Consider the following 19,617-nt stretch of genomic DNA (forward strand, 5'->3'; position numbering starts at 1 on the left):
CCTGCCTCTCGACCCGTGGGTTGGGCCCTGCGAATCGAGCATGGCAATGTGTGCGGTGCCAGGACGTGTCCCCCTTGCCTATCTGTGAAACTTTTTCATGCTCACGAGTGAAAAGCCGCTCTGCTTTTTTGTGCAACTCCGAGGCTATCAAACACACTCGAGCGCGGCCCGGCATGCTTGCCAGGCCTGGCAAGAGCCGCACGCCGGCACTCACAGGGGCCCTTCGACATCCCCAAGGGAGCGGCGAGGCCCTTCGAGGCGTGGCCGGCCGTCTGCCTCAGATGCCCCATGGCCAGGGCCTTCCCCCTGTCCGTCAGCGCATCGGGGCCTGCGGCCTTCAAAGCCTCCACCACTCCGCGCAGGGTGTCGTCCTCGGGCCCGGGCCGCCTCATGCGCCCCTCGGGCGTCCCCTCGAAGCCCGACCAGGCGCGCTCGCCCCCTTCGGGCACGGTCGGCTTGGCTGGTGTGGAGGGCCCCCTCGGCCGGTCCCGCCCGATTGTACGCAGTGGCAGCATTGGGCACCCCGAGCGCCCTCGCCACGCCCTTCCCGCCCACCCCGCCCTGCACGAGCCTGACGGCCTCCGCCCTCGTCTCGGGATCGTAGCGGCCGAAGGGACGGCCGGCGGTCCCCGCATGCGCGGCATCGCTCCCCCGGACCCAGGCATGCATGGCCTGCCTGGGGGATGTCCGAGCCTGCGGATTGCGAGGGTCACCTTCCCACCGCATGCCCCGAGGACCTCGAGCGCCCTCTTCCTCTGCTCTGGCGCAAAGCTCATTGCGGACTCCTGACCGGACCGTATCTGGTCCAACTTTTTGTCCGCATGCCCCTACCGCCCCTGCTGCCCGCTGCCGTCGCTCTCGAGGCCGTCCAAGCACTCCAGGAGGTTCCCGTACCCGCTCGGGGGCAAGCGGGTCCTCTTCCCCGACCAGGTGTGGTCGACCGACATCACCTACGTGCAGATCGGGGGGCGCCACATGCACCTCACGGCGGTCATGGACTGGCACAGCCGCCACATCGTGGGCTGGGGGCTGTCGGACACGATGCGGGCGGAGGGGGTCGTGGCCTGCGCGAGGGCGGCCTTCCGCGGGCGAGGTAGCCCCCCATCATGAACAGCGACCGGGGGTCCGCCTTCGGGTCGGACGCCCACGTGGGACTCCTGGAGGGCAGCCACGTCACGCAGGGCATGGACAGACGCGCCCGCTTGGCGGACAACGTGCTGACGGAGAGGTGGCTCGGGACCCTGAAGTCGGAGTGGCTGCGCACCCACGAGCGCTCGGCGCCGAGGGAGCTGGAGTCCCTGGCTGCCGAGTTCGTGGGCTACTGCAACGACCGTCGCATCCACCAGTCACTGGGGTACGACGTGCCTAGGGACTGGTACTACGCGGGAATCGGCGAAATCGCGGCCTAGCGAGGACGAGGAACGGCTAATCCTAGGGCATCATCGGATTTGGGCTTTCGGTAGCAGACGGCTTGCCGTGTCGAACTTCCCCAGCCACTTCACCTTGTTTTCCTTGGTTGTCCGAGCCGCCTTAGAAAAGCCGTTGAATTTCGTTATTCGGAGGCTGGCTTCTCCCTTTGGTGGTAGTCCTGAATGAATTTCTTGTACCACCAAAAGCTGTCTTTGCGAGTGCGTTCGTAGCTTCCGTTGCCCTCGTCGTCCGCATCGACGTAGACGACACCGTAGCGCTTTTCCATCTCACAGCTGCCTGCCGAGACGATGTCGATGATTCCCCATACGATGTAGCCGAGCACGTCTACGCCGTCCTTTTGGGCCTCAATCACCTGCTTAAAATGCTCCGAAAGGTATTCAATGCGACGTGCGTCGTGAACGCGCTTCTCGTCCTTGCTGACCACGAGCCTATCTCTTGCACCTAATCCGCCCTCTGCTACGAAGATAGGCTTGTGCACACGGTCATACAGCACGTTTAGTGCGGTTCTTAGGCCCACCGGGTCTATTTGCCATCCCCACTCTGATGAGGCAAGGTATGGGTTTACTGTTGAGCATACGAGGTTGCCCGCCGTTTGCGGCCCATCATCGCCACAGGACACAACGGATGATTGGTAATAGGAGATGCTCACGAAGTCGCACGTGTTGTGAGCCAGGAGCTCTAGATCGTTCTCGCCCATGCGTATTTTGATCCCGCGCTCATCAAAGAATCGTGCCGTGTACGAGGGATAGAATCCGCGCGCCAGAACATCGACTGCTAACCACTGGCTTATCTGCTCGTCCTTCACCAACTTGAGGTTGTCTTCCGGCGAAGGCGTATTGGCGTAATAGCAGAAGTCTGCGACCATGCATCCGCTCTTGCAGGTGGGGGCAATGCGCCTCTGCAGCTGTATTACCTGCGCGCTTGCCACAAACTGGTTATGTAAGGACTGGAAGACTTTGGATTGATCGTATGGACCTTCCTCGGGCTTGAGAAGCCCCACGCCATTCCACGGACTAAAATACCCAGCGTTAATCTCGTTGAAGGGGAGATAGTAGTCGATGTATTTCCCCCAACGCGTGAATACAAATTCTGCAAATCTGAGATAGCAGTCAATTGTTGATCTGTTAAGCCAGCCACCATCACTGAGCACCAAGTCTATTGGCATGGCATAGTGCGTAAGGGTGAGAAATACGCGCATGCCGGCCTTGCGTACCAGACGAAACACCTTGTCATAATACGCAACGCCTTCGGGGCTTGGGTTGCGCTCGTGACCAGTGGGGTAGAGCCGCGCCCAGCTGATAGAGAAGCGATAGATGTCAATTCCAAGGTCCTCGAGGAGCGCGACGTCCTCTTCGCAGTGAGAGATGCCTTCTGTCCCCCTCCTGAAGGGGTAGTTCCCATTAAATCCCGAGTCAAGCGCCTCATTTACCATTCTCTTGGTGAGAAGGCGCGTCTCCGTTGTTGCCTTGCTGGTTCTTGGCCGGAAGGGGCGAACGTCTTGTGTGTCCGGCCCCTTGCCGACCATGTCGGAGCCGCCCTCATACTGACTTGCAGATGTCGCCCCACCCCAGAGGAGGGCTCGCCTTGGGACCTCGAAACTCATGCCAGCTGCCTCTCCGGACTGACATTCTTTGCTGCCTGGCGCACGTGTCCCTTCGCTTCTCGCAAGGCTGCTCGCGCGGCTCCCGCATCACAGTTGAGCAGGAGCATGGTAATGGCGAGCTTTGCATTCCCGTTGGCTTCATCCAGTTTTTCGCTCGCAACATTGGGCGTGCAGCCACATGCTTCGCAGACAATGCCCTGAGCCCTTGCACGGAGCTTCTCGTTGTTCTGCTGCACATCAACCATGAGGTTCTGATACGCCTTGCCAATTCCTACCATGCTGCCGGTCGAAATCATGTTGAGGATGAGCTTCTGTGTCGTTCCCGCCTTGAGCCTGGTGGATCCCGTGAGCACCTCGGGTCCCGTTATTACCTCTATGGCCAAGTCGGATTCAGAGGATATCTCTGAGTTGGGGTTGCAGGCAATCGAGACAGTCTTGCATCCAAGAGAGCGAGCAAAGCGGAGCGCTCCCACAACATAGGGTGTACGACCGCTAGCCGCAAGGCCAATGACAATGTCCTTGCTGCAGAGACTCTTGTCCCGGAGGTCCTCCTCGCCAGATTCCTCTGAGTCCTCTGCGCCCTCTCGTGCCTTAATGAATGCATTCTTGCCGCCAGCGATTATTCCCACCACTACATCCGGCGATACGCCAAAGGTTGGCGGGCATTCGACGGCATCCAGCAGGCCCAGCCTTCCACTTGTGCCCGCGCCTACGTAAAGTATCCTTCCTCCTGCGCTTAGGCTCTGCGTTGCCCAGGTGATTGCCTGCGCTACCTGAGGAAGGACTGCATGTACGGCGTCAACCGCGCGACGGTCCTCCCGGTTCATCGCTTCGACAATCTGAAGAGGAGTGAAGGTGTCCAGCTCCATGGTATCCGGGTTTCTCTGCTCGGTAAGCAGACAACCCAGATTCGGCAGCACCGTGCTCATGCCCGCTCCTCCCTGTCCTTTGCCCTCAGCTCGTAGAGGTCAATGAGTTCCTGAATGAGTTCGATGGCAAGGATGGATGCCATCAGATGGTCCTGGGAGTGGATGAGCAAGATATCGAGAGGAAGCTCCTCTCCGCGAGCCGCCCTCGTGATGAGGTCAGTTTGAATGGCGTGCACCTTGTTCGATGCTTCCTGAGCCTCGACCATGGTGGATTTTGCCTTATCAAAATCCCCCTGCTTGGCATAGCCGAGCGCCTCATAAGCCTTGCTTCGCGCTTCTCCGGACTCGGCGATAATCTCGAATGAAGTCTGGACACTCTTTTCGTCCATAAGCGAGATTCCCTCCTAAAGCGATTGTTCCCCAACTTGCTGAAATGAGAATACGCATCACATTTGGAACGAACAAACGGTCAAAACGCCCTTTTGACGAACGAATGCACCCATGTGAAGCTAAACGGAGAACCCTGGTGACAACATTGAAGTCATCCGATTAACTTGCAGGTAAACGATGCATTTCTGCTCCTGCTGTTTCTGCGTAACGCTAGAATCTAACCATTTGACCATGCGATTTGCTGACACGTTGGCACTGATGGTCAATGCCGCCCAGCGGTGCCCAAAAGCCGTTTGGAGTGTTGGACTTTCAAAATTGAAATAAAATATCAGTTATTGAGAAATAGCGTGACATGATAATTCCACATCGGTACAACGTTAGAGGACAGGCGATGGAACAGCGCGATGTCATTGCACTCTTAAAAGAGAATAGGGACAGCGCAACAGTTACAGAGAGAAACGCAATCGACTACGTTCTCTCGCATCCAGAGGATGTCATGGGCATGAGCATCCATGAACTTGCGAATGCATCGTTCGTATCACCCTCAACCATTTCCCGCATGTGCAGACACCTGGGACTAAGCGGCTATCGCCAGTTTCAACGGTCCCTTGTCTTCGAGCTTGCGAGAAGGCGAGACAGTGAGAGAACGTCAATTGGGGACGTAAGCCCAAAGGATTCGGTGAGGCAGACGATCCTCAAGGTAACCAGAAGAAATATTGAGTCTCTCGCGATTACCGAGAAGCTCAATGACGTGGAAGCTATCGAGGCATGCGTTGCCATGATGAGCAAGGCGGAGACCATCAACTTGTTTGGGATGGGTTCCTCGCTCTTGAGCGCACGAGACTTGTATTACAAGCTCATACGTGCCAATGTTCGCTGCAACATCAATGACGACTGGCACGTGCAGCTGGTGTATGCGACGAACATGGGGGAGGGGGACCTTGCTATTGCCTTTAGCTATTCGGGATTGACGCACGAGGTCATCGAATGCTCGAGGCGGGCGAAGAAGCGTGGTGCACAGCTCGTTGCCATTACGCGTACTGGGCATGATTCAGAGTTTGTTCGCTTGGCGGATCAAACGCTATACGTTGCGTCGACGGAATCGATTTTCCGAAGTTCAGCGCGTGCGTCACGTATTTCTCAGCTGGACATCGTCGATATCCTCTTCATGGCATACGTGAACAAGAACTACGAGCGATGCTCTGAATGGTTCGAGCGCAACTACATCGAAAGGCACTAACGCTGATGGGTCTCGCGATTGCCGAGACCAGAGAGGAGTGTTCACGATGAAGGAGTACAAGATTTTGCTAGTCTGCTCAGGCGGAATGTCAACCTCGGTTCTCATGAACAAGATGGAGAAGTACGCCAACGAGAATGATATCTCTCTCAAAGTGGATGCCTGCGGAACCGGAAACTACCAGGATGAGGCCAAGGACTACGACATCATTCTTCTCGGCCCCCAGATTGCCTATCGCAAGGCACAGATCGCCGGAACCGTAAATATCCCCGTGGTTCCCATTGTCCCGCAGGATTATGCATTCGGAAACGTCGAGAACATACTCAAGGGAGTCGACAAGGTTCTCGGATAGCACTACTTGTTTTGCATCAATGATCACAGCTTGATAAGTGAATAACAGACGGTCTAGGAGGTCGCATGGAGAAGTTCCAGAAGTTCTTGGAGGAGAAGCTGGGACCCGTGATGAGCAAGCTCGGATCCAACAAGTACCTTCTCGCAGTACGCGATGGCGTCATCTCGGCACTGCCGCTCATCATTGTTGGCTCATTTTTCCTCATTATCGCAAACCCACCTCTTCCCGAGGATTGGGGCGTTTATCAGTTCCTCAAGGCGAATGCCGCTACGATTCTGCTGCCCTACCGCATGACCATGTACATCATGTCGCTTTACGCTGTGTTTGGAATGGGCAACAGCCTCGCTAAGTCCTACGGGCTTGACGGCCTGTCCGGCGGCATCATGTCAGTGATGGCCTTCCTTCTTACCATCACCCCCGTCAACGTGAGCGCAGATGCCAATGCAGGCATTGCCGGCTTTGTGCTTCCCATGGCGTCCCTCGGCAGCGGCGGCCTCTTCGTTGGCATGATCGTGACCTTCATTGCCATCAACATCTTCAGGCTCACCCAGAACTCCAAGTTCCACATTACGATGCCTGACCAGGTGCCCCCTTCGGTCTCCCGGTCGTTCGAAGCCCTCACGCCGACGCTGCTCGTGATGCTTCTCATTGGCTCCATCACGTACTACCTGGGCTTCAACTGGAACGGCGCGATTACTGCCGTTATCACCCCGCTCGTCGCAGCTACGGATACCCTGCCCGGTGTCCTGCTTGTGTGCTTCCTCACCTGCTTCTTCTGGTTCTTTGGCATTCACGGCGCTTCGATCGTGGGCTCGATTGCCCGTCCGCTGTGGCTTGCCCTGCTCGAGCAGAACGCGAACGCAGCAGCGTCCGGCGTGGCTGGAACGTCGCTGCCTGCAATTGGTGCCGAGCCCTTCTACCAGTGGTTCATTTGGATTGGCGGCTCTGGCTGCACCATTGGTCTCGCAATCCTTCTGGTCACCGTCTGCAAGTCTAAGTACCTCAAGGACCTTGGCCGCATTGGCATCGCCCCTGCCATCTTCAACATCAACGAGCCCCTCATCTTTGGTGCTCCTGTGGTGCTCAACCTCACGCTGGCCATTCCCTTTGTTGTCACGCCCATGATCTGCGCCATCATCGCTTGGGTTGCAACAAGCCTTGGCATGGTAAACCGTGTGGTCATCACCGCCCCGTGGACCCTCCCTGGTCCCATCGGCGCATATCTCGCGACTGGTGGTGACTGGCGTGCGGCCGTTCTCTGCTGCGTTCTTATTGCCGTGTCCGTTGCGTGCTACTTCCCGTTCGTCAAGATGTACGACAAGCAGTTCCTCAATCAGGAGCAGCCTGAAGAGGCGGCGGAGTAGTACAAGCCGTCCGCTGTCCCAGGTACCCATCGCGGCCCCGGGGCGTAAACTCCAGGGCCGCTGTTGTTTAAGATGGGAAAAGGAGGGGCGCATGAAGCGTCTTGGAATATCGATCTATCCCGAGAAGAGCGACAGGAACCAACTGCTGGACTACATGGAGAGGGCTTCTGCTGCCGGCTTTTCTCGCATCTTTAGCTGCCTACTCTCGGTCAAGGACAGCCGAGAGAACGTTATGCGTGACTTCTCGGATATCAATGCCCGAGCACACGAGCTTGGGTTCGAGGTGGTTCTTGACTGCAACCCGAGGGTATTTGAAGAGCTGGGGGTGTCGTATAAAGATCTGTCATTTTTCAAGCAGATTGGCGCGGACGGCATACGTCTCGACATGGGCTTCACGGGCAGCGAGGAATCACTCATGACCTTCAACCCCGAGGGGCTTACCGTTGAAGTGAACATGAGCAACGACGTCCACTACATCGACACCATCATGGACTACCGGCCTGATCCGACGCATCTCGTGGGGTGCCATAACTTCTACCCCCATAACTACTCTGGTCTTGGCCTTGACTTCTTCCGGTCGTGCACTCGCCGCTTCAAGTCGTATGGCCTGCAGACCGCTGCGTTCGTAACGTCGCAAGCACCTGACACCTTTGGCCCTTGGCCGGTGACCGATGGGCTCCCCACACTAGAGATGCATCGTCACCTCCCGCTGTACCTGCAGGTCGAGCACTACATATCCATGGGGGATATTGATGACGTGATCATCTCAAACTGCTATCCCACGCAGGAAGAACTCGACGACGTTGCAAGGCTGCCCAAGAACCTCGCTTCCTTTGGCGTCGTGCTCGACGAGGGGCTGCCGGAAGTCGAGCGCTCTATCGTTCTTGACGAGCTGCACTTCAACAGGGGCGATGTCTCCGAGAACTTCATTAGGTCCACGCAGAGCCGCGTGAAGTACCGCGGACACCACTTCGATGTGTTGGACGCCCCAGAGATTATTCATCGGGGGGACGTCGTCATTGAGAGCAGCGAGTATGGGCACTATGCTGGCGAGCTGCAGATTGCTCGCAGTGATATGCGTAACAGCGGGAAGAGTAGTGTGGTTGGCCACATCCCCGAGGAAGAGCACTTCCTTATCGATACCATCAAGCCCTGGCAGAAGTTCCGTTTCCACGAGGCGAACGCCAAATGAGGTGGCTTGGTGTCGATGGAGGTGGGACAAAGACTACCTTCACCACGTTCAGCGAGGATATGAGCAGGCTCGCCACCAAGGACTTTCCTACCTGCCACATTGGGCAGGTAGGAAAGGAAGGCATGCGTAGCGTCCTCCATGATGGCATCGAATGGTCAATGCGCTGTGGTGGCCTTGGTGACGCGTGGGGGATTGGGTTTGGGCTTGCCGGCTATGGAAACGAGCCCATCTCTCGTGACGAGATAGAGTCTGTCTGCGAAGACGAGGCACAGGGTCATCCGCATGTCCTGATGAGTGACTTGAAGGCTGGTTGTGTTGCCGCTCTCGGTCTCGAGGACGGCATCGTTGTTGTTGCCGGTACGGGGTCCGCAGCTTTGGGGATTCGGGGAGAAAAAGAGCTTCGCTGCGGGGGATGGGGTTTCCAAATCGATGACGAGGGGAGCGGCTGGTGGATTGGCCGACGTCTCCTGCAGGCCTTCAGCAGAGAGTCTGACGGGAGGGCTCCCCTCGGCGCACTCTACGTTTTATTACGCGACCACCTTGGGCTTGAGAACGACTACGACCTAATTGCGCTGAGGAGAACAACGCTCTCCGGTCGCACGGAGGTTGCCTCCCTCGCCCCCTTGGTCTTCGAGGCTGCGGCGGAAGGTGACAAAGAAGCAGAGCTCATCCTGCATGATGCGGCGGCAGCCGATGCCAAGATGGTCTCGACCCTCGTCCGCGAGCTGTTCCCAACCTCTCCTGAGGTAAGGACCTCTTATGTTGGAGGGACTTTCAAGGGCGGGGACGGTGTCATTCTCGACCTACTCTCAGGAGGGCTGCTCCCCGTGTCGTGCAGGCTTGCCGCTCCGGAATATGGTCCTGATGCCGGTGCTTGTCTTGTCCTGAGAAATACTTTGGGAAAGGGGATGTAGGGGTGCTTGCGGTTGGGCTTATGAGCGGCACGAGCCTTGATGGAATCGATGCCGCATTGGTCGAGGTCGATGGGGTAGACGGTTCGACCAGCGTTCGCCTTAGGTCGTTCGAAACTCTCCTCATGCCAGCGGACATACGACGGAGGATTGAGCGCGTATGCGATTTGGAGGAGAGTTCGTCTCGGCTCCTCTGTTCTCTCAACTTTGAGCTTGGTCATTTGTTCTCCCAGGCAGTTGGCAAAGTCTGCGAATCGGCAGGGGTCAGCGACACTGCCCTTACGTTTGTTGCCTGTCATGGACAGACTGTTTGGCACGAGCCTTACCCCCCCAGGGGCTGGTGTGCGGGTACTCTCCAGTTGGGGGAGGCATCGGTAATCGCTCGCGAACATGGGGTCACTGTGGTCTCTGACTTTCGCAAGGCAGACATGGCTGCAGGAGGGCAGGGAGCTCCGCTCGTTCCCTTCTCCGAGCAAATTCTGTATGGAGACTCGGAGAGAAACGTTGTCCTTCTCAACCTGGGCGGTATCGGTAACGTGACCGTGCTTCCGCGCAGCAACGCGTCTGGGGTCTTTGCCTTCGACACTGGTCCAGGCAACATGATGATTGACGAAGCCTGCAATCGTCTCTTTGGCATGCCTTTTGACCGTAGTGGAGAGATTGCGAAGCGCGGCTCTGTCAATAAGGACCTGCTCGAGATGCTCATGTCCAGTCCCTACCTGTCAAAGGAACCTCCCAAGAGTACGGGGAGAGAAGTGTTTGGTGCGCAGGCAGTTGACAAAATTCTCTCCGCGTACCGGACCATTCCCCCAGAGGACATAGTCCGCACGCTGGCAGAGTTCACCTCAGCAAGCGTTGCGGATACATGCGTGCGCTTTGTAGAGCCGCGCGTGTCCGGCAGCATTGATCGGCTCGTCGTTGGAGGCGGCGGGGCGCACAACCCGGTCATCCTCAGCGGTCTCTCTGAGCGGCTTCCCAACACCGAGGTGATGACCCAGGAGGATCTTGGGTTCTCGAGCGACGCAAAGGAAGCGGTTGCCTTTGCCGTCCTTGGAAACCAGACGCTGCATGGGTGCCCATCGAATGTTCCTAGCGCGACGGGGGCAGCCTATCCTGCCGTTCTTGGAACCATCACCCTGCCGCCCCAAGGCTGGAGTCCTGAAGTCGAGTCATGTTCAAGGAAGGCATAGAGATGAGCAAGAAGCGCAAAAAGGGAGGTGAGAGCAGGCCCACTCAAAGGGATTGGGTGAGGATGCATGGCGTGATCACGGATGATCGAGTAGATGAACAGGTGGAGAGGACTGGAACGTATCCCTTCACGTTCACGAGCTCGGCAATCATTGCTGGTGCCGCGCTCTTGGGGTACCTCGTTCTTCCCGCCGTTCTGCTTGGTGCCGGGGTGGAGGCGAAGACCTCAATGCTGGTGCTTGGACCGCTGCTCATCTCTGGCGCGCTGGCGCTTACCAGGTACTTCCTCGACTCCAAACGGGGCCCGACCAAGGGTTTCTGGATGACATTGGTCATCTCCCTCCTGGCGCTTCTGCTTGTGACTTACCTCATGGCCTTCCGCGGCATTGCGCTGTAAGAACCCCAGGAGCCGTTGGCCAACGCACGCCTCATGGACTTCCCGGTATCCTAGAGTATCAGTCATTCGCCAAGCGAAGTTCTCTGGAGGCTCCCATGCTTGAGGCGGCTATATTCGATCTGGATGGTCTGATGTTTGACACCGAACCAATCTGGGTCTCGGCATGGGAGCCTGCCTTTAGGCAGCATGGGCTTGAGCTGAAGCCAGGCCTTATGCAGCGCTTCTTTGGCATGAGCCAGCATCGCATCGAGGAGCTTGTCGATGAGGAGTATGGTCATGACCCCCGTGCGGTTCCTGCCGTCCGCGAGCACGTTCGCATTGGAATTGAAGAGATGCTCGCGCACGGTGCCCCCAAGAAGCCTGGTCTCGACAATCTTCTTGCGTTTCTCGCCGAGCGGGACGTACCATGTGCCGTTGCCTCCGCGTCACCCAGAGCCATTGTGGAGACGCACCTTCTCAAGGGTGGAGTGGAGAAGTACTTCTCTGCCATTATCGCGGGTGATGACGGCCTGCCGTCAAAGCCTGCGCCAGACGTGTTCCTTGAGGCGGCCCGTAGGCTCCATGTAACGCCTGCACGCTCGCTCGTTCTTGAGGACAGCCCCAATGGGATTCGCGCTGCGTCTGCCGGTGACTTTCTCTCGGCGATGGTCCCAGATATGGTTGCGCCCACCCCGGAGATTCGTGGGCTTGCGACGTGCGTTTGCAGCTCGCTGCTTGACGTTCGCGACTTTGTGGAAGCGGGGAAGCTCGGGTAGCATCTCTCGGGCTGTTAATCCATTCCAAACTGGGTAGGTTCTTCGGGTAAGATTGGGCTTAAGGAGATGGTTTGGATGGCAGGCCTCACGAAGAACAAGAACTCCGTTGCGGCAGCATGGGTGGCAGTTGTCCTTGCCATTTTGGGAGCCCTCATGCTCTATCCCATTGGTGTTCCAGCCCTTAACTGCGCTTTTGTCATTGTGAAAATATGCATGGTCTCTGGGCTTCTCATTTATATACTCTCGAGCAACCAGGACGCGGGGTTCAACCTGTGGCTGGTTGCAAGCATTGCGGCCGTGGTAATGACGGCCATCAAGTGGGGCTCGTCTGTCTCGCCTGACGTGTGGGAGATCATCTTGTACCTTGGCAGCATGGTCGTTGATCTTGGCATGCCGGCGCTGGTCCATCATCTCTCTGGAGGCAAGGGATAGTTCCGCTCCGTTCGGTTCCCCTTCCCGGCTTTTCGAGGAGTGGGACTACGTCTACTTGCGCATGCCTCAAGCAAGGCTAACGGTTCGTATAGCTAGCTAAATCAGCCGCTCGCGTTTGGAAAACGACTACATGCTCGACGTTTGAGCTTTACTCGCTAGCGGGAACCTTTGCTTGCACTTGAAAAAGTCCTTCTCCCTAAGTAGTCGTTCTGTTGTCTTCACACTTTTAAAAACGTCTTCGAAAGTCATACTTTGTACAATATCGAACAGATACATCGTTATCTGGCTATTAGATGGGAGCCATCTCATGAGCTACGAGGAGCGAGAGCACTGGTGCCGGCGTGAGGACAAGAACATCTACGGCAAGCTGTTCCTGCCCGAAGGGTGGGATGATGGCCGCCCGCGCGCAACGGCGATCTTCTCGCATGGGTTGAGCACCAACCATGGGGATATGGAGCCCTACGCCCGCACCGCCGCAGAGCGCGGCATGGTGTCGTACGTCTTCGACTTCTGCGGGGGAGGCAACTACAGCAGGAGTGACTGGCAGGACAACATGTCGCTCTTCACCGAACAGCATGACCTCGAGTCCGTTGCCTGGGAACTCTCCCGTGAGCCATTCGTCGATGAGAGGAACCTGTTTCTCTGCGGATCGAGTCTTGGGGCAACGGTTACGCTCATGGCGGCACGCGCAAACGCCGACCTTGTAAGCGGGTGCGTCTTGCTTTACCCGGCATTCAACCTGCATGACGCGGTGCACCAGACGTGTCCCAACCGTGACCTCCTTCCGGATCGTTTTCCCATCATGGGGATGGACGTGAGCGGGGACTTCCTAAGGTCCTGCTATGACTATGACTTCTACGAGCACATCCCGGCCTTTCCGCGAGACGTCCTGCTCTTTCACGGGGATGCCGACAAGGCGGTGCCCCTGTCCTACTCGCAGCGTGCGGCGAGCCTCTTTCCCAACTGCGAGCTGCGTGTTATTTCCGGTGGTGGTCACGGCTTCACGGGCGAGCAGTACTGGCAGGTTGTCGACCAGGCCACCGAGTGGTTGCGGGCGCACATTGGACGGTAATGGGGCGCGTGCCTAATCTCCCCCAAGGTGGTAACAGCACCAAACCGCTGCCGATAAAACGTTTTTTTCCTACTGCTTGCGGAAGCCGTGCGTTATCCAGTTTGGTCACGGGTAGGGGCTTCTATGTGTTGGTCACCATTCCACAACTGTTGGGAGGAAATCATGTTTGAAATCAAAGGCAAGACTGCGGTTGTAACTGGCGGCACTTCGGGCATTGGCCTGGCTACCGCGAAGGCATTCCTCGAAAAGGGCGCGAAGGTCGTTATCGCTGGCCGAAACGAGGGGCGTGGAGCCAAGGCGCTTGAGGAGCTCAGGGCAGTATCTCCGGACGTCGTTTTCCACAAGACCGATACCAGCGATCCCGAGCAGGTTAAGGACCTTATCAACTTTGCTGTGAAGACATACGATTCGGTTGACATCATGTACAACAATGCCGGCATCGCCAACTTCCTCCCTGTTGACCAGATGAGCGACGAGGACTTCAACACGCTCATCTCCATCAACCTCACCGGCGTCTTCTATGGCATCAAGTACGCAGCCCTCCAGATGGAGAAGCAGGGCCACGGCGGCGCCATCGTGAGCACATCCTCCATCGAGGGCACCATCGGTGACCCCAACCTGCCGTCCTACAACGCTGCAAAGGGCGGCGTGAACCTGCTTACCCAGTCCGCCGCTCTGGCGCTTGCCAAGTACAACATCCGTGTGAACACCGTGAACCCCGGCTACATCTATACCGGTATGATTAACGAGAAGACTATGGGCGAGGATGGCATGAAGCGCCTTGAGTCCCTGCACCCGCTGGGACGCCTTGGCAAGGCCGAGGAGATTGCCCACGGCGTGGTCTTCCTTGTCGAGAACGAGTTCACCACCGGCACGCACCTCTACATCGATGGCGGCTACACCGCACAGTAAGGCGAAAGGGATTCCGTGCATAATGGCCCTCCGGCACCGCAGGATGTCGGAGGGCTTTCTCATGTGCGCAGTCATAACACGTTCGCAAAAGCGCATGCAGCGGCATTGCCCGTGTCATATGCCACGACCATGTCACCGCCCGTGGGCTTGCATCCTACAAGCGGGACGCAGACAACCTTGTCGGGGACCCGCTCCCCCGGCAGGCCTACGTCGATGGCGCCCAGGCAGAGGAACCTGCCCGTACACACAAGCAGCACCATCTCGGCGTGTGCGCTCACGTAGGTCATATCTTGTGCATCACACCCAACAGACACCAGGTAGCGGGCCTTGGCGTGGTAGCTCCGCATGTCGTTGCTGGTGAAGAGTGCTATGCGCTGTCACGCAAGGTCACTCGGTGTACAGGCGGTGTGACGGGAAAAAGGGTGACCCGTAACCAGTCAACACACAGTAGCGCATGCGCCTGAGGACACGCATGCCCACAGCGTCCTGGGGGTGGGCGTTCTCCTCGAGCGTTATTGCAACGTCCACTCTTCCGCGGCGTATCTCATCACAGGGGTCGGTCAAGCCGGATGCCTCCGTGAACGAGAGGTCCGTCTCCGGATGCTCCTGCGCCATCCGGGTGATTGCTGGAGCGATGAGGGCAAGGGGTGTTGCGGGCAAATACCCAACGCGTAGCGGTCCTGAGGTGCCTGTGCGGACGCCGTGCATCTTCGCGCAGGGTCTCGTTGCTCAGCCTGAGGGTCTCCTCACAGCGTGCGAGCAGCACTAGGCCCGCCTTAGTGGGAAACGCAGGGAGCATTCCTTCAAGGAATACCTTTTGCCATCCAGCCGTGACATGCGGAATCTCTTTTGTGTTGTGCGCCCGGGTGGGTAGCCTTGCCAAAGGGGAGGACTGCTCGCCCTTGGCATATACGCCATCAACGAACGGAGGCCCACATGTTTGACATCAAGGGAAAGGCCGCCATCGTCACTGGAGGCACCTCGGGCATTGGCCTTGCCACGGCGCAGGCACTTCTCGCCAAGGGAGCCAAGGTCGTCGTGGCTGGCCGCAACGCCCAACGCGGCGAGAAGGCCGTGGAGGAGCTTTCCAGAACGTCTTCCGAGGTCGCCTTCTGCCAGGCAGACGCGTCAAACGAGAAGAGCGTAAGGGACCTGGTCGACTTCGCTGTCGATCGCTTTGGCTCCTTGGACATCATGGTCAACAACGCCGGTACCGGTACCATGGCAACGGTGGACGAGATGACCGACGAGGACTGGCGCCAGGTCATCGACATCAACCTCACGGGCGTCTTCTACGGCGTCAAGTACGCGGCCATCCAGATGAAGAGGCAGGGTCACGGCGGGGCCATCGTGAGCACGTCCTCCATCGAGGGCACGATTGGCGACCCGCTCATCCCGTCGTACTGCGCGGCAAAGGGCGGCGTGAACCTGCTAACGAAGTCATCCGCGCTGGCGCTGGCAAAAGACGGCATCCGCGTGAGCACGGTGAACCCCGGCTACGTGGATACTCCACTCGTGAGCGCCGAGCTCATTGGGCAGAAGCGCCACGATGAGCTTCTCGCCATGCACCCGCTTGGGCGCTTTGCCAAGCCCGAGGAGATTGCGCACGCCGTGGTCTTCCTTGTCGAGAACGAGTTTGTCACGGGAACGCAGCTCTATGTCGACGGCGGCTACACCGCGCAGTAGGACGAGAGGTACCTGGCGTTACGGCCCTCTGGTGCACTTGTGTGCCAGGGGGCTTTTGCTTGGGCGCGGGACGGCTGCGGGCGCGGGACGGCTGCGGGCGCGGGACGGCTGCGGGCGCGGGACGGCTGCGGCGACGGGTGGGGTCGGCAACGGCTGGCCTGCTCGGAATCATTGCGCATCCATTGCTGATGCTCAGAGCTCAACTGGGAGGATATCATCGTTACCCTACACGAGCGCGCAATAATTCTCAGTGCGATAAGGGCCACCATCCGCACCTGCTGCGCAAACACGCCCTTGCCCCACCAACTCCCCACGATGACCTGCTAAAGTAATTCGGCTACCCATGCAATGGCATACGGAGGCGGGAGGAGGCATGCGTCGGTGGCAGCGGGGAAGACATCTGAAGGACGGGGCCTGTTTGTGACCCTCGAAGGAATCGACGGCTGCGGCAAGACTACGCAGGCGGCGAGACTGGCTACAGCGCTCGAGGCTGTCGGCTGTGACGTAGTGCGCTTGCGCGAGCCCGGCGGTACATCTATCTCCGAGAAGATCCGCGGCCTGTTGCTCGATGCCTCCAATGCCGAGATGTGCCCCGAGTGCGAGCTGCTCCTCTACGAGGCCAGCCGCGCGCAGCTGGTCCGCCAGGTCATCGAGCCCGCGCTCGAGCGCGGCGCCATGGTGGTGTGTGACCGCTTCTTCGACTCGACCCTGGCCTACCAGGAGGCCGCACGGGGTCTCTCGTCCAAGACTGTGCGAGCGGCCAACGCGCTGGGCAGCTGTGGCGTTACTCCAGATCGCACGGTTGTCCTAGATATCGATCCGGTGGTCGCGTTTTCCCGTGCCACCGAAGGCGGCGTCGACCGCCTCGAGGCGGAGGGGCTTGCCTTCCAGAACCGCGTGCGCACGGGCTATCTGCGCCTTGCCGAAGAGGAGCCAAGCCGCGTGCGCCTGGTGGACGCCGCCGGCACGCCGGATGAGGTATACGGCGCCCTTGTCGCTTCCCTTGTGGACGTTCTCCCCGTGTCGCTCTTCCCGGAGGTTGAGCATCATGGCCGCCGCTAGGGAGGGCTCCGTGCCCGCATCCGCGCACGCCGCTGTCGTGCTTGATGCGCTTAGCGACCAGCCGCGCGTCCGTGACCTGCTCACCGCGGCTGTGAGAGAAAACCGTCTCTCGCACGCATATCTCTTTGTGGGGGTGCCGGGTTGCGGCATGGAGGAGGCCGCTGCCGCATTGGCGCAGTGCATTGTCTGTCCCAATGATGGCTGTGGCACCTGCGACGATTGCCGCCGCGTGGAGCATCGCACCCACCCCGACGTCCAGTGGCTCTCGCCGGGAAGCGTAACCGGTTACCTTGTTGACCAGGTGCGCACCCTCATCGAGGGCGCGACTCGCGCGCCCAGCCGTGCCCGCGCGAAGGTCTACGTGCTTGAGAGCGCGGGTCTTCTCCGCGGCACGTCGGCAAACGCCTTGCTCAAGACCATCGAGGAGCCGCCCGAGGGCGTGGTGTTCATCCTTCTCGCCCGCTCGGTGGCATCGGTGCTGTCCACGATTGTCTCTCGCTGTCAGGTGGTGCCATTTCGCACCATTGCACCCAGCGTGGCTCTCGACGAGGTCATGCACCGCTCCGGTGCAAGCGAGGATGAGGCGGCGAGGATCGCACTATCGGTTACCGGCACTCCCGCGCGTGCCTCGGAGTTTCTCGCCTCTCCCTCGCGCCGTGAGGTGAGGCGCCTGGTCGTTCGCATCTTGGACGAGCTTGGTCGTGACGATTCGTGGGACATGCTCTGCTCGGCACGTGACCTTTTGGCTGCCGTGCGCGTGCCTTTGAGGGACGTCCAGGTGGCTCAGGACGAGGCCGCTAAGGAAAGCGCAGACTTCCTTACCGCATCGGCGCTCAAGCAGGTGGCCGACGCAAACAAGCGCGAGCTTACGGTACGTGAGCGTTCCGGTATCATGGAGGCCCTGGCCGCTGCAGACTCTCTTCTGCGCGACGTGCTCGTACGCTGCGAGGGCGTGCCGCAAAAGATCGTGAACGGGGACGCGGCCGCCGTGGTCGACCGCCTTGCCGCATCCACAGGAACGCGCGGTGCACTTTCTGCGCTCAAGGCGGTTTCTGCAACGCGCGACGACCTCGCGCACAACGTATCCCCCCAGCTGGCCCTTGAGGTCATGCTTCTTCGTATCAAGGAGGCGCTCGCATGCCCACCGTCATTCCGGTGAAGTTCAAATATGCTGCCCGCGACCTGTGGTTTGACGTCGCGGGCACCGAGGCCGTCGAGGCAGACCACGTGATCTGCGCCACCGAGCGTGGCCACGAGATTGGCCTTGTCACCGCAGACGCTCGCGAGATGAGCGCCGAGGACCTCGACCGCGTAACCAACCATGCCCAGCTCAGACCCGTGCTTCGCGTTGCAAGTGACGAGGACCTCGCCCACGCAGAGGAGCTTGCCGATGAGGGCGAAAAGGCACTCCCCGTCTTTAGGCGCCTGGTCTCCCAGAGCGAGCTCGACATGAAGCCCGTGGGCGTCGAGTACCTCTTCGATGGCGGTAAGGTGGTCTGCTACTTCTCGGCCGAGGAGCGCGTGGACTTTCGCCAGCTGGTGCGCGACCTCTCCCGCGAGCTCCACAAGCGCATCGACATGCGCCAGATTGGCGTGCGTGAGGAGGCTGCCGTGGTGGGCGGTTGGGGGCACTGCGGCCAGGAGCTGTGCTGCACCCGCTTTGGCCTCGCCTTCGAGCCGGTTTCCATTCGCATGGCAAAGGAGCAGGACCTGCCACTCAACTCTACCAAGATCTCGGGTGCGTGTGGGCGCCTCATGTGCTGCCTGCGCTATGAGTTCGAGGCGTACCGCGACTTCAAGGGCCGCGCCCCCAAGCGCAACGCTGTCATCGAGACGCCGCTGGGCAAGGCCAAGATCGTGGAGTACGACACCCCCAAGGAAGAGCTTTGCCTGCGCCTGGAGAACGGCAAGCAGGTGCGCGTGCCGCTGGCCGAGATGATTGCCTCCGATGCCGCCGTAAAGAAGTCCAAGGACCTGGGCTGCGCCTGCCGCCCTGACACGGTGACGCGCGACGCTCTCGAGCGCCTCCAATCGCCTGACGTTCGCATGGCTTTGGCCGAGCTTGACCGTGCGCACGGCGTGACGCCTCCCGAGGGCTTCGACGACGCGGACCTCTTCGTGCGGCCCAAGCGCCGTCGCAGGCGCGCGGGTGACGGCGGTGCGGCCGAGGGTGCCGAGAGGCGCCAGGCTGCGGGACCGGAAGTTACGGATGCCGCCGATACCAAGGGCGAGCAGCAGCCCACGAGACGCCGCCACCGCAACGGTCGTACGGCACGCGTGGAGCTTGCTGCCGAGGAGTTCGAAGTCACGGTGACCAGCAACGTGGAGGCCGATGCGGATGCGCCTAGGCCCACACGTCGCCGCAGACACCACCGCGTCACTGGAAGCGCAACCGGCGTCGAGGGCGGGCAGGGTCGCGGGATGGGTGCCGAGAAGGGCACTGGTGCCGGCACCAGACAGGCGCAGAGCGCGCAGCAGCGTCGTCGCACGCGTCACCCAGGCGACCGCGGGGGTGCTGCAGCGCAGGGCTCCAACGTCTCCAGCCAGGGTGGTCCCTCTCGCCCCGGCAATGGCCGGCAGGGTGGCCGTCCCTCGCCCAAGCACATGGCACCCACCGATGGTGCCGCAGGCCAGCCGGGCGCAGACGGCGCCGCACCCAAGCGTCGCCGTCGCCATCGTGGCGGCCGTGGACGTCGTGGCGGCGGCGAGGGTGGTTCTGCAGGCAACGGCGCGCAGCCCTCGGCGCCGACAGGGGAGTAGGTGG

22 protein-coding genes are annotated in these 19,617 nt (G+C 59.6%); 17 read left to right on the forward strand and 5 right to left on the reverse strand.

Annotated features, from left to right (window positions below; genetic code table 11):
• Window positions 1-813: 813 nt before the first annotated feature.
• On the forward strand, window positions 814-1,110 hold the full coding sequence (locus tag E0E00_RS06210; protein ID WP_165443581.1) for a DDE-type integrase/transposase/recombinase: 297 nt from the start codon (window positions 814-816) through the stop codon (window positions 1,108-1,110).
• Window positions 1,111-1,148: 38 nt separating this feature from the next.
• Window positions 1,149-1,409 (forward strand): integrase core domain-containing protein, encoded by a 261-nt coding sequence (locus E0E00_RS06215; RefSeq protein ID WP_165443582.1) that lies wholly within the window; start codon window positions 1,149-1,151, stop codon window positions 1,407-1,409.
• 143 nt (window positions 1,410-1,552) lie between these two features.
• Here the strand turns inward: E0E00_RS06215 and E0E00_RS06220 are convergent, their stop codons facing one another.
• The 3 genes from E0E00_RS06220 to E0E00_RS06230 are packed head-to-tail and all read right to left on the reverse strand — an operon-like array spanning window position 1,553 to window position 4,292.
• Window positions 1,553-3,034: a glycoside hydrolase family 1 protein gene (locus E0E00_RS06220; RefSeq protein ID WP_130811700.1), complete on the reverse strand. Its 1,482-nt coding sequence runs from the start codon at window positions 3,032-3,034 to the stop codon at window positions 1,553-1,555.
• Complete coding sequence (gene murQ, locus E0E00_RS06225; RefSeq protein WP_130812618.1) at window positions 3,031-3,951, reverse strand: N-acetylmuramic acid 6-phosphate etherase; 921 nt, start codon at window positions 3,949-3,951, stop codon at window positions 3,031-3,033. The genes E0E00_RS06220 and murQ overlap by 4 nt, the downstream gene beginning before the upstream one ends.
• A gap of 8 nt (window positions 3,952-3,959) precedes the next feature.
• Complete coding sequence (locus E0E00_RS06230; RefSeq protein WP_130811701.1) at window positions 3,960-4,292, reverse strand: PTS lactose/cellobiose transporter subunit IIA; 333 nt, start codon at window positions 4,290-4,292, stop codon at window positions 3,960-3,962.
• 392 nt (window positions 4,293-4,684) lie between these two features.
• Here E0E00_RS06230 and E0E00_RS06235 point away from each other — a divergent pair, with 392 nt between their 5' ends.
• From E0E00_RS06235 to E0E00_RS06285, 11 genes are all read left to right on the forward strand, one after another.
• On the forward strand, window positions 4,685-5,533 hold the full coding sequence (locus tag E0E00_RS06235) for a MurR/RpiR family transcriptional regulator (RefSeq protein ID WP_130811702.1): 849 nt from the start codon (window positions 4,685-4,687) through the stop codon (window positions 5,531-5,533).
• A 46-nt stretch (window positions 5,534-5,579) separates the two neighbouring features.
• Complete coding sequence (locus E0E00_RS06240; protein ID WP_130811703.1) at window positions 5,580-5,882, forward strand: PTS sugar transporter subunit IIB; 303 nt, start codon at window positions 5,580-5,582, stop codon at window positions 5,880-5,882.
• A 65-nt stretch (window positions 5,883-5,947) separates the two neighbouring features.
• Window positions 5,948-7,246, forward strand: a complete 1,299-nt coding sequence (locus tag E0E00_RS06245; RefSeq protein ID WP_130811704.1) for a PTS sugar transporter subunit IIC — start codon at window positions 5,948-5,950, stop codon at window positions 7,244-7,246.
• Between the two features lie 91 nt (window positions 7,247-7,337).
• Window positions 7,338-8,438 carry a DUF871 domain-containing protein gene (locus E0E00_RS06250; protein WP_130811705.1) on the forward strand — a complete coding sequence of 367 codons (1,101 nt, stop codon included), beginning with the start codon at window positions 7,338-7,340 and terminating at the stop codon, window positions 8,436-8,438.
• Entirely contained in the window at window positions 8,435-9,352 is a 918-nt protein-coding gene (locus E0E00_RS06255) for an N-acetylglucosamine kinase (protein WP_130811706.1), read from the forward strand. Before E0E00_RS06250 ends, E0E00_RS06255 begins: the two co-directional genes overlap by 4 nt.
• A 2-nt stretch (window positions 9,353-9,354) precedes the next feature.
• Window positions 9,355-10,539 carry an anhydro-N-acetylmuramic acid kinase AnmK gene (anmK, locus tag E0E00_RS06260; RefSeq protein ID WP_130811707.1) on the forward strand — a complete coding sequence of 395 codons (1,185 nt, stop codon included), beginning with the start codon at window positions 9,355-9,357 and terminating at the stop codon, window positions 10,537-10,539.
• Between the two features lie 2 nt (window positions 10,540-10,541).
• Window positions 10,542-10,934: a hypothetical protein gene (locus E0E00_RS06265; protein ID WP_130811708.1), complete on the forward strand. Its 393-nt coding sequence runs from the start codon at window positions 10,542-10,544 to the stop codon at window positions 10,932-10,934.
• Window positions 10,935-11,029: 95 nt separating this feature from the next.
• Entirely contained in the window at window positions 11,030-11,689 is a 660-nt protein-coding gene (locus E0E00_RS06270; protein ID WP_130811709.1) for an HAD family phosphatase, read from the forward strand.
• Between the two features lie 75 nt (window positions 11,690-11,764).
• Window positions 11,765-12,121, forward strand: a complete 357-nt coding sequence (locus tag E0E00_RS06275; RefSeq protein WP_130811710.1) for a hypothetical protein — start codon at window positions 11,765-11,767, stop codon at window positions 12,119-12,121.
• 307 nt (window positions 12,122-12,428) lie between these two features.
• The gene (locus E0E00_RS06280) at window positions 12,429-13,193 is read left to right on the forward strand and encodes a S9 family peptidase (RefSeq protein ID WP_130811711.1); all 765 of its coding nucleotides are present in this window, start codon (window positions 12,429-12,431) and stop codon (window positions 13,191-13,193) included.
• A gap of 162 nt (window positions 13,194-13,355) precedes the next feature.
• Window positions 13,356-14,105 (forward strand): SDR family NAD(P)-dependent oxidoreductase, encoded by a 750-nt coding sequence (locus E0E00_RS06285; RefSeq protein WP_130811712.1) that lies wholly within the window; start codon window positions 13,356-13,358, stop codon window positions 14,103-14,105.
• 71 nt (window positions 14,106-14,176) lie between these two features.
• Here E0E00_RS06285 and E0E00_RS06290 read toward each other — a convergent pair whose 3' ends face one another.
• Both E0E00_RS06290 and E0E00_RS15345 read right to left on the reverse strand, forming a co-directional pair.
• Complete coding sequence (locus E0E00_RS06290; RefSeq protein ID WP_130811713.1) at window positions 14,177-14,452, reverse strand: hypothetical protein; 276 nt, start codon at window positions 14,450-14,452, stop codon at window positions 14,177-14,179.
• Window positions 14,453-14,492: 40 nt separating this feature from the next.
• Entirely contained in the window at window positions 14,493-14,813 is a 321-nt protein-coding gene (locus E0E00_RS15345) for a LysR family transcriptional regulator substrate-binding protein (protein ID WP_130811714.1), read from the reverse strand.
• 228 nt (window positions 14,814-15,041) lie between these two features.
• On the opposite strand from E0E00_RS15345, the gene E0E00_RS06300 reads away from it, so the two are divergent.
• From E0E00_RS06300 to E0E00_RS06315, 4 genes are all read left to right on the forward strand, one after another.
• On the forward strand, window positions 15,042-15,791 hold the full coding sequence (locus E0E00_RS06300; RefSeq protein WP_130811715.1) for an SDR family NAD(P)-dependent oxidoreductase: 750 nt from the start codon (window positions 15,042-15,044) through the stop codon (window positions 15,789-15,791).
• A gap of 381 nt (window positions 15,792-16,172) precedes the next feature.
• The gene (gene tmk, locus E0E00_RS06305) at window positions 16,173-16,853 is read left to right on the forward strand and encodes a dTMP kinase (RefSeq protein WP_242622168.1); all 681 of its coding nucleotides are present in this window, start codon (window positions 16,173-16,175) and stop codon (window positions 16,851-16,853) included.
• Window positions 16,840-18,012 (forward strand): DNA polymerase III subunit delta' C-terminal domain-containing protein, encoded by a 1,173-nt coding sequence (locus E0E00_RS06310; protein WP_130811717.1) that lies wholly within the window; start codon window positions 16,840-16,842, stop codon window positions 18,010-18,012. Before tmk ends, E0E00_RS06310 begins: the two co-directional genes overlap by 14 nt.
• Window positions 17,991-19,613, forward strand: a complete 1,623-nt coding sequence (locus tag E0E00_RS06315; RefSeq protein ID WP_130811718.1) for a regulatory iron-sulfur-containing complex subunit RicT — start codon at window positions 17,991-17,993, stop codon at window positions 19,611-19,613. The genes E0E00_RS06310 and E0E00_RS06315 overlap by 22 nt, the downstream gene beginning before the upstream one ends.
• The last annotated feature ends 4 nt before the right edge of the window (window positions 19,614-19,617 follow it).

Origin of the sequence: Olsenella sp. Marseille-P4559, from assembly GCF_900605015.1 — a bacterium.
Lineage (GTDB): Bacteria > Actinomycetota > Coriobacteriia > Coriobacteriales > Atopobiaceae > Tractidigestivibacter.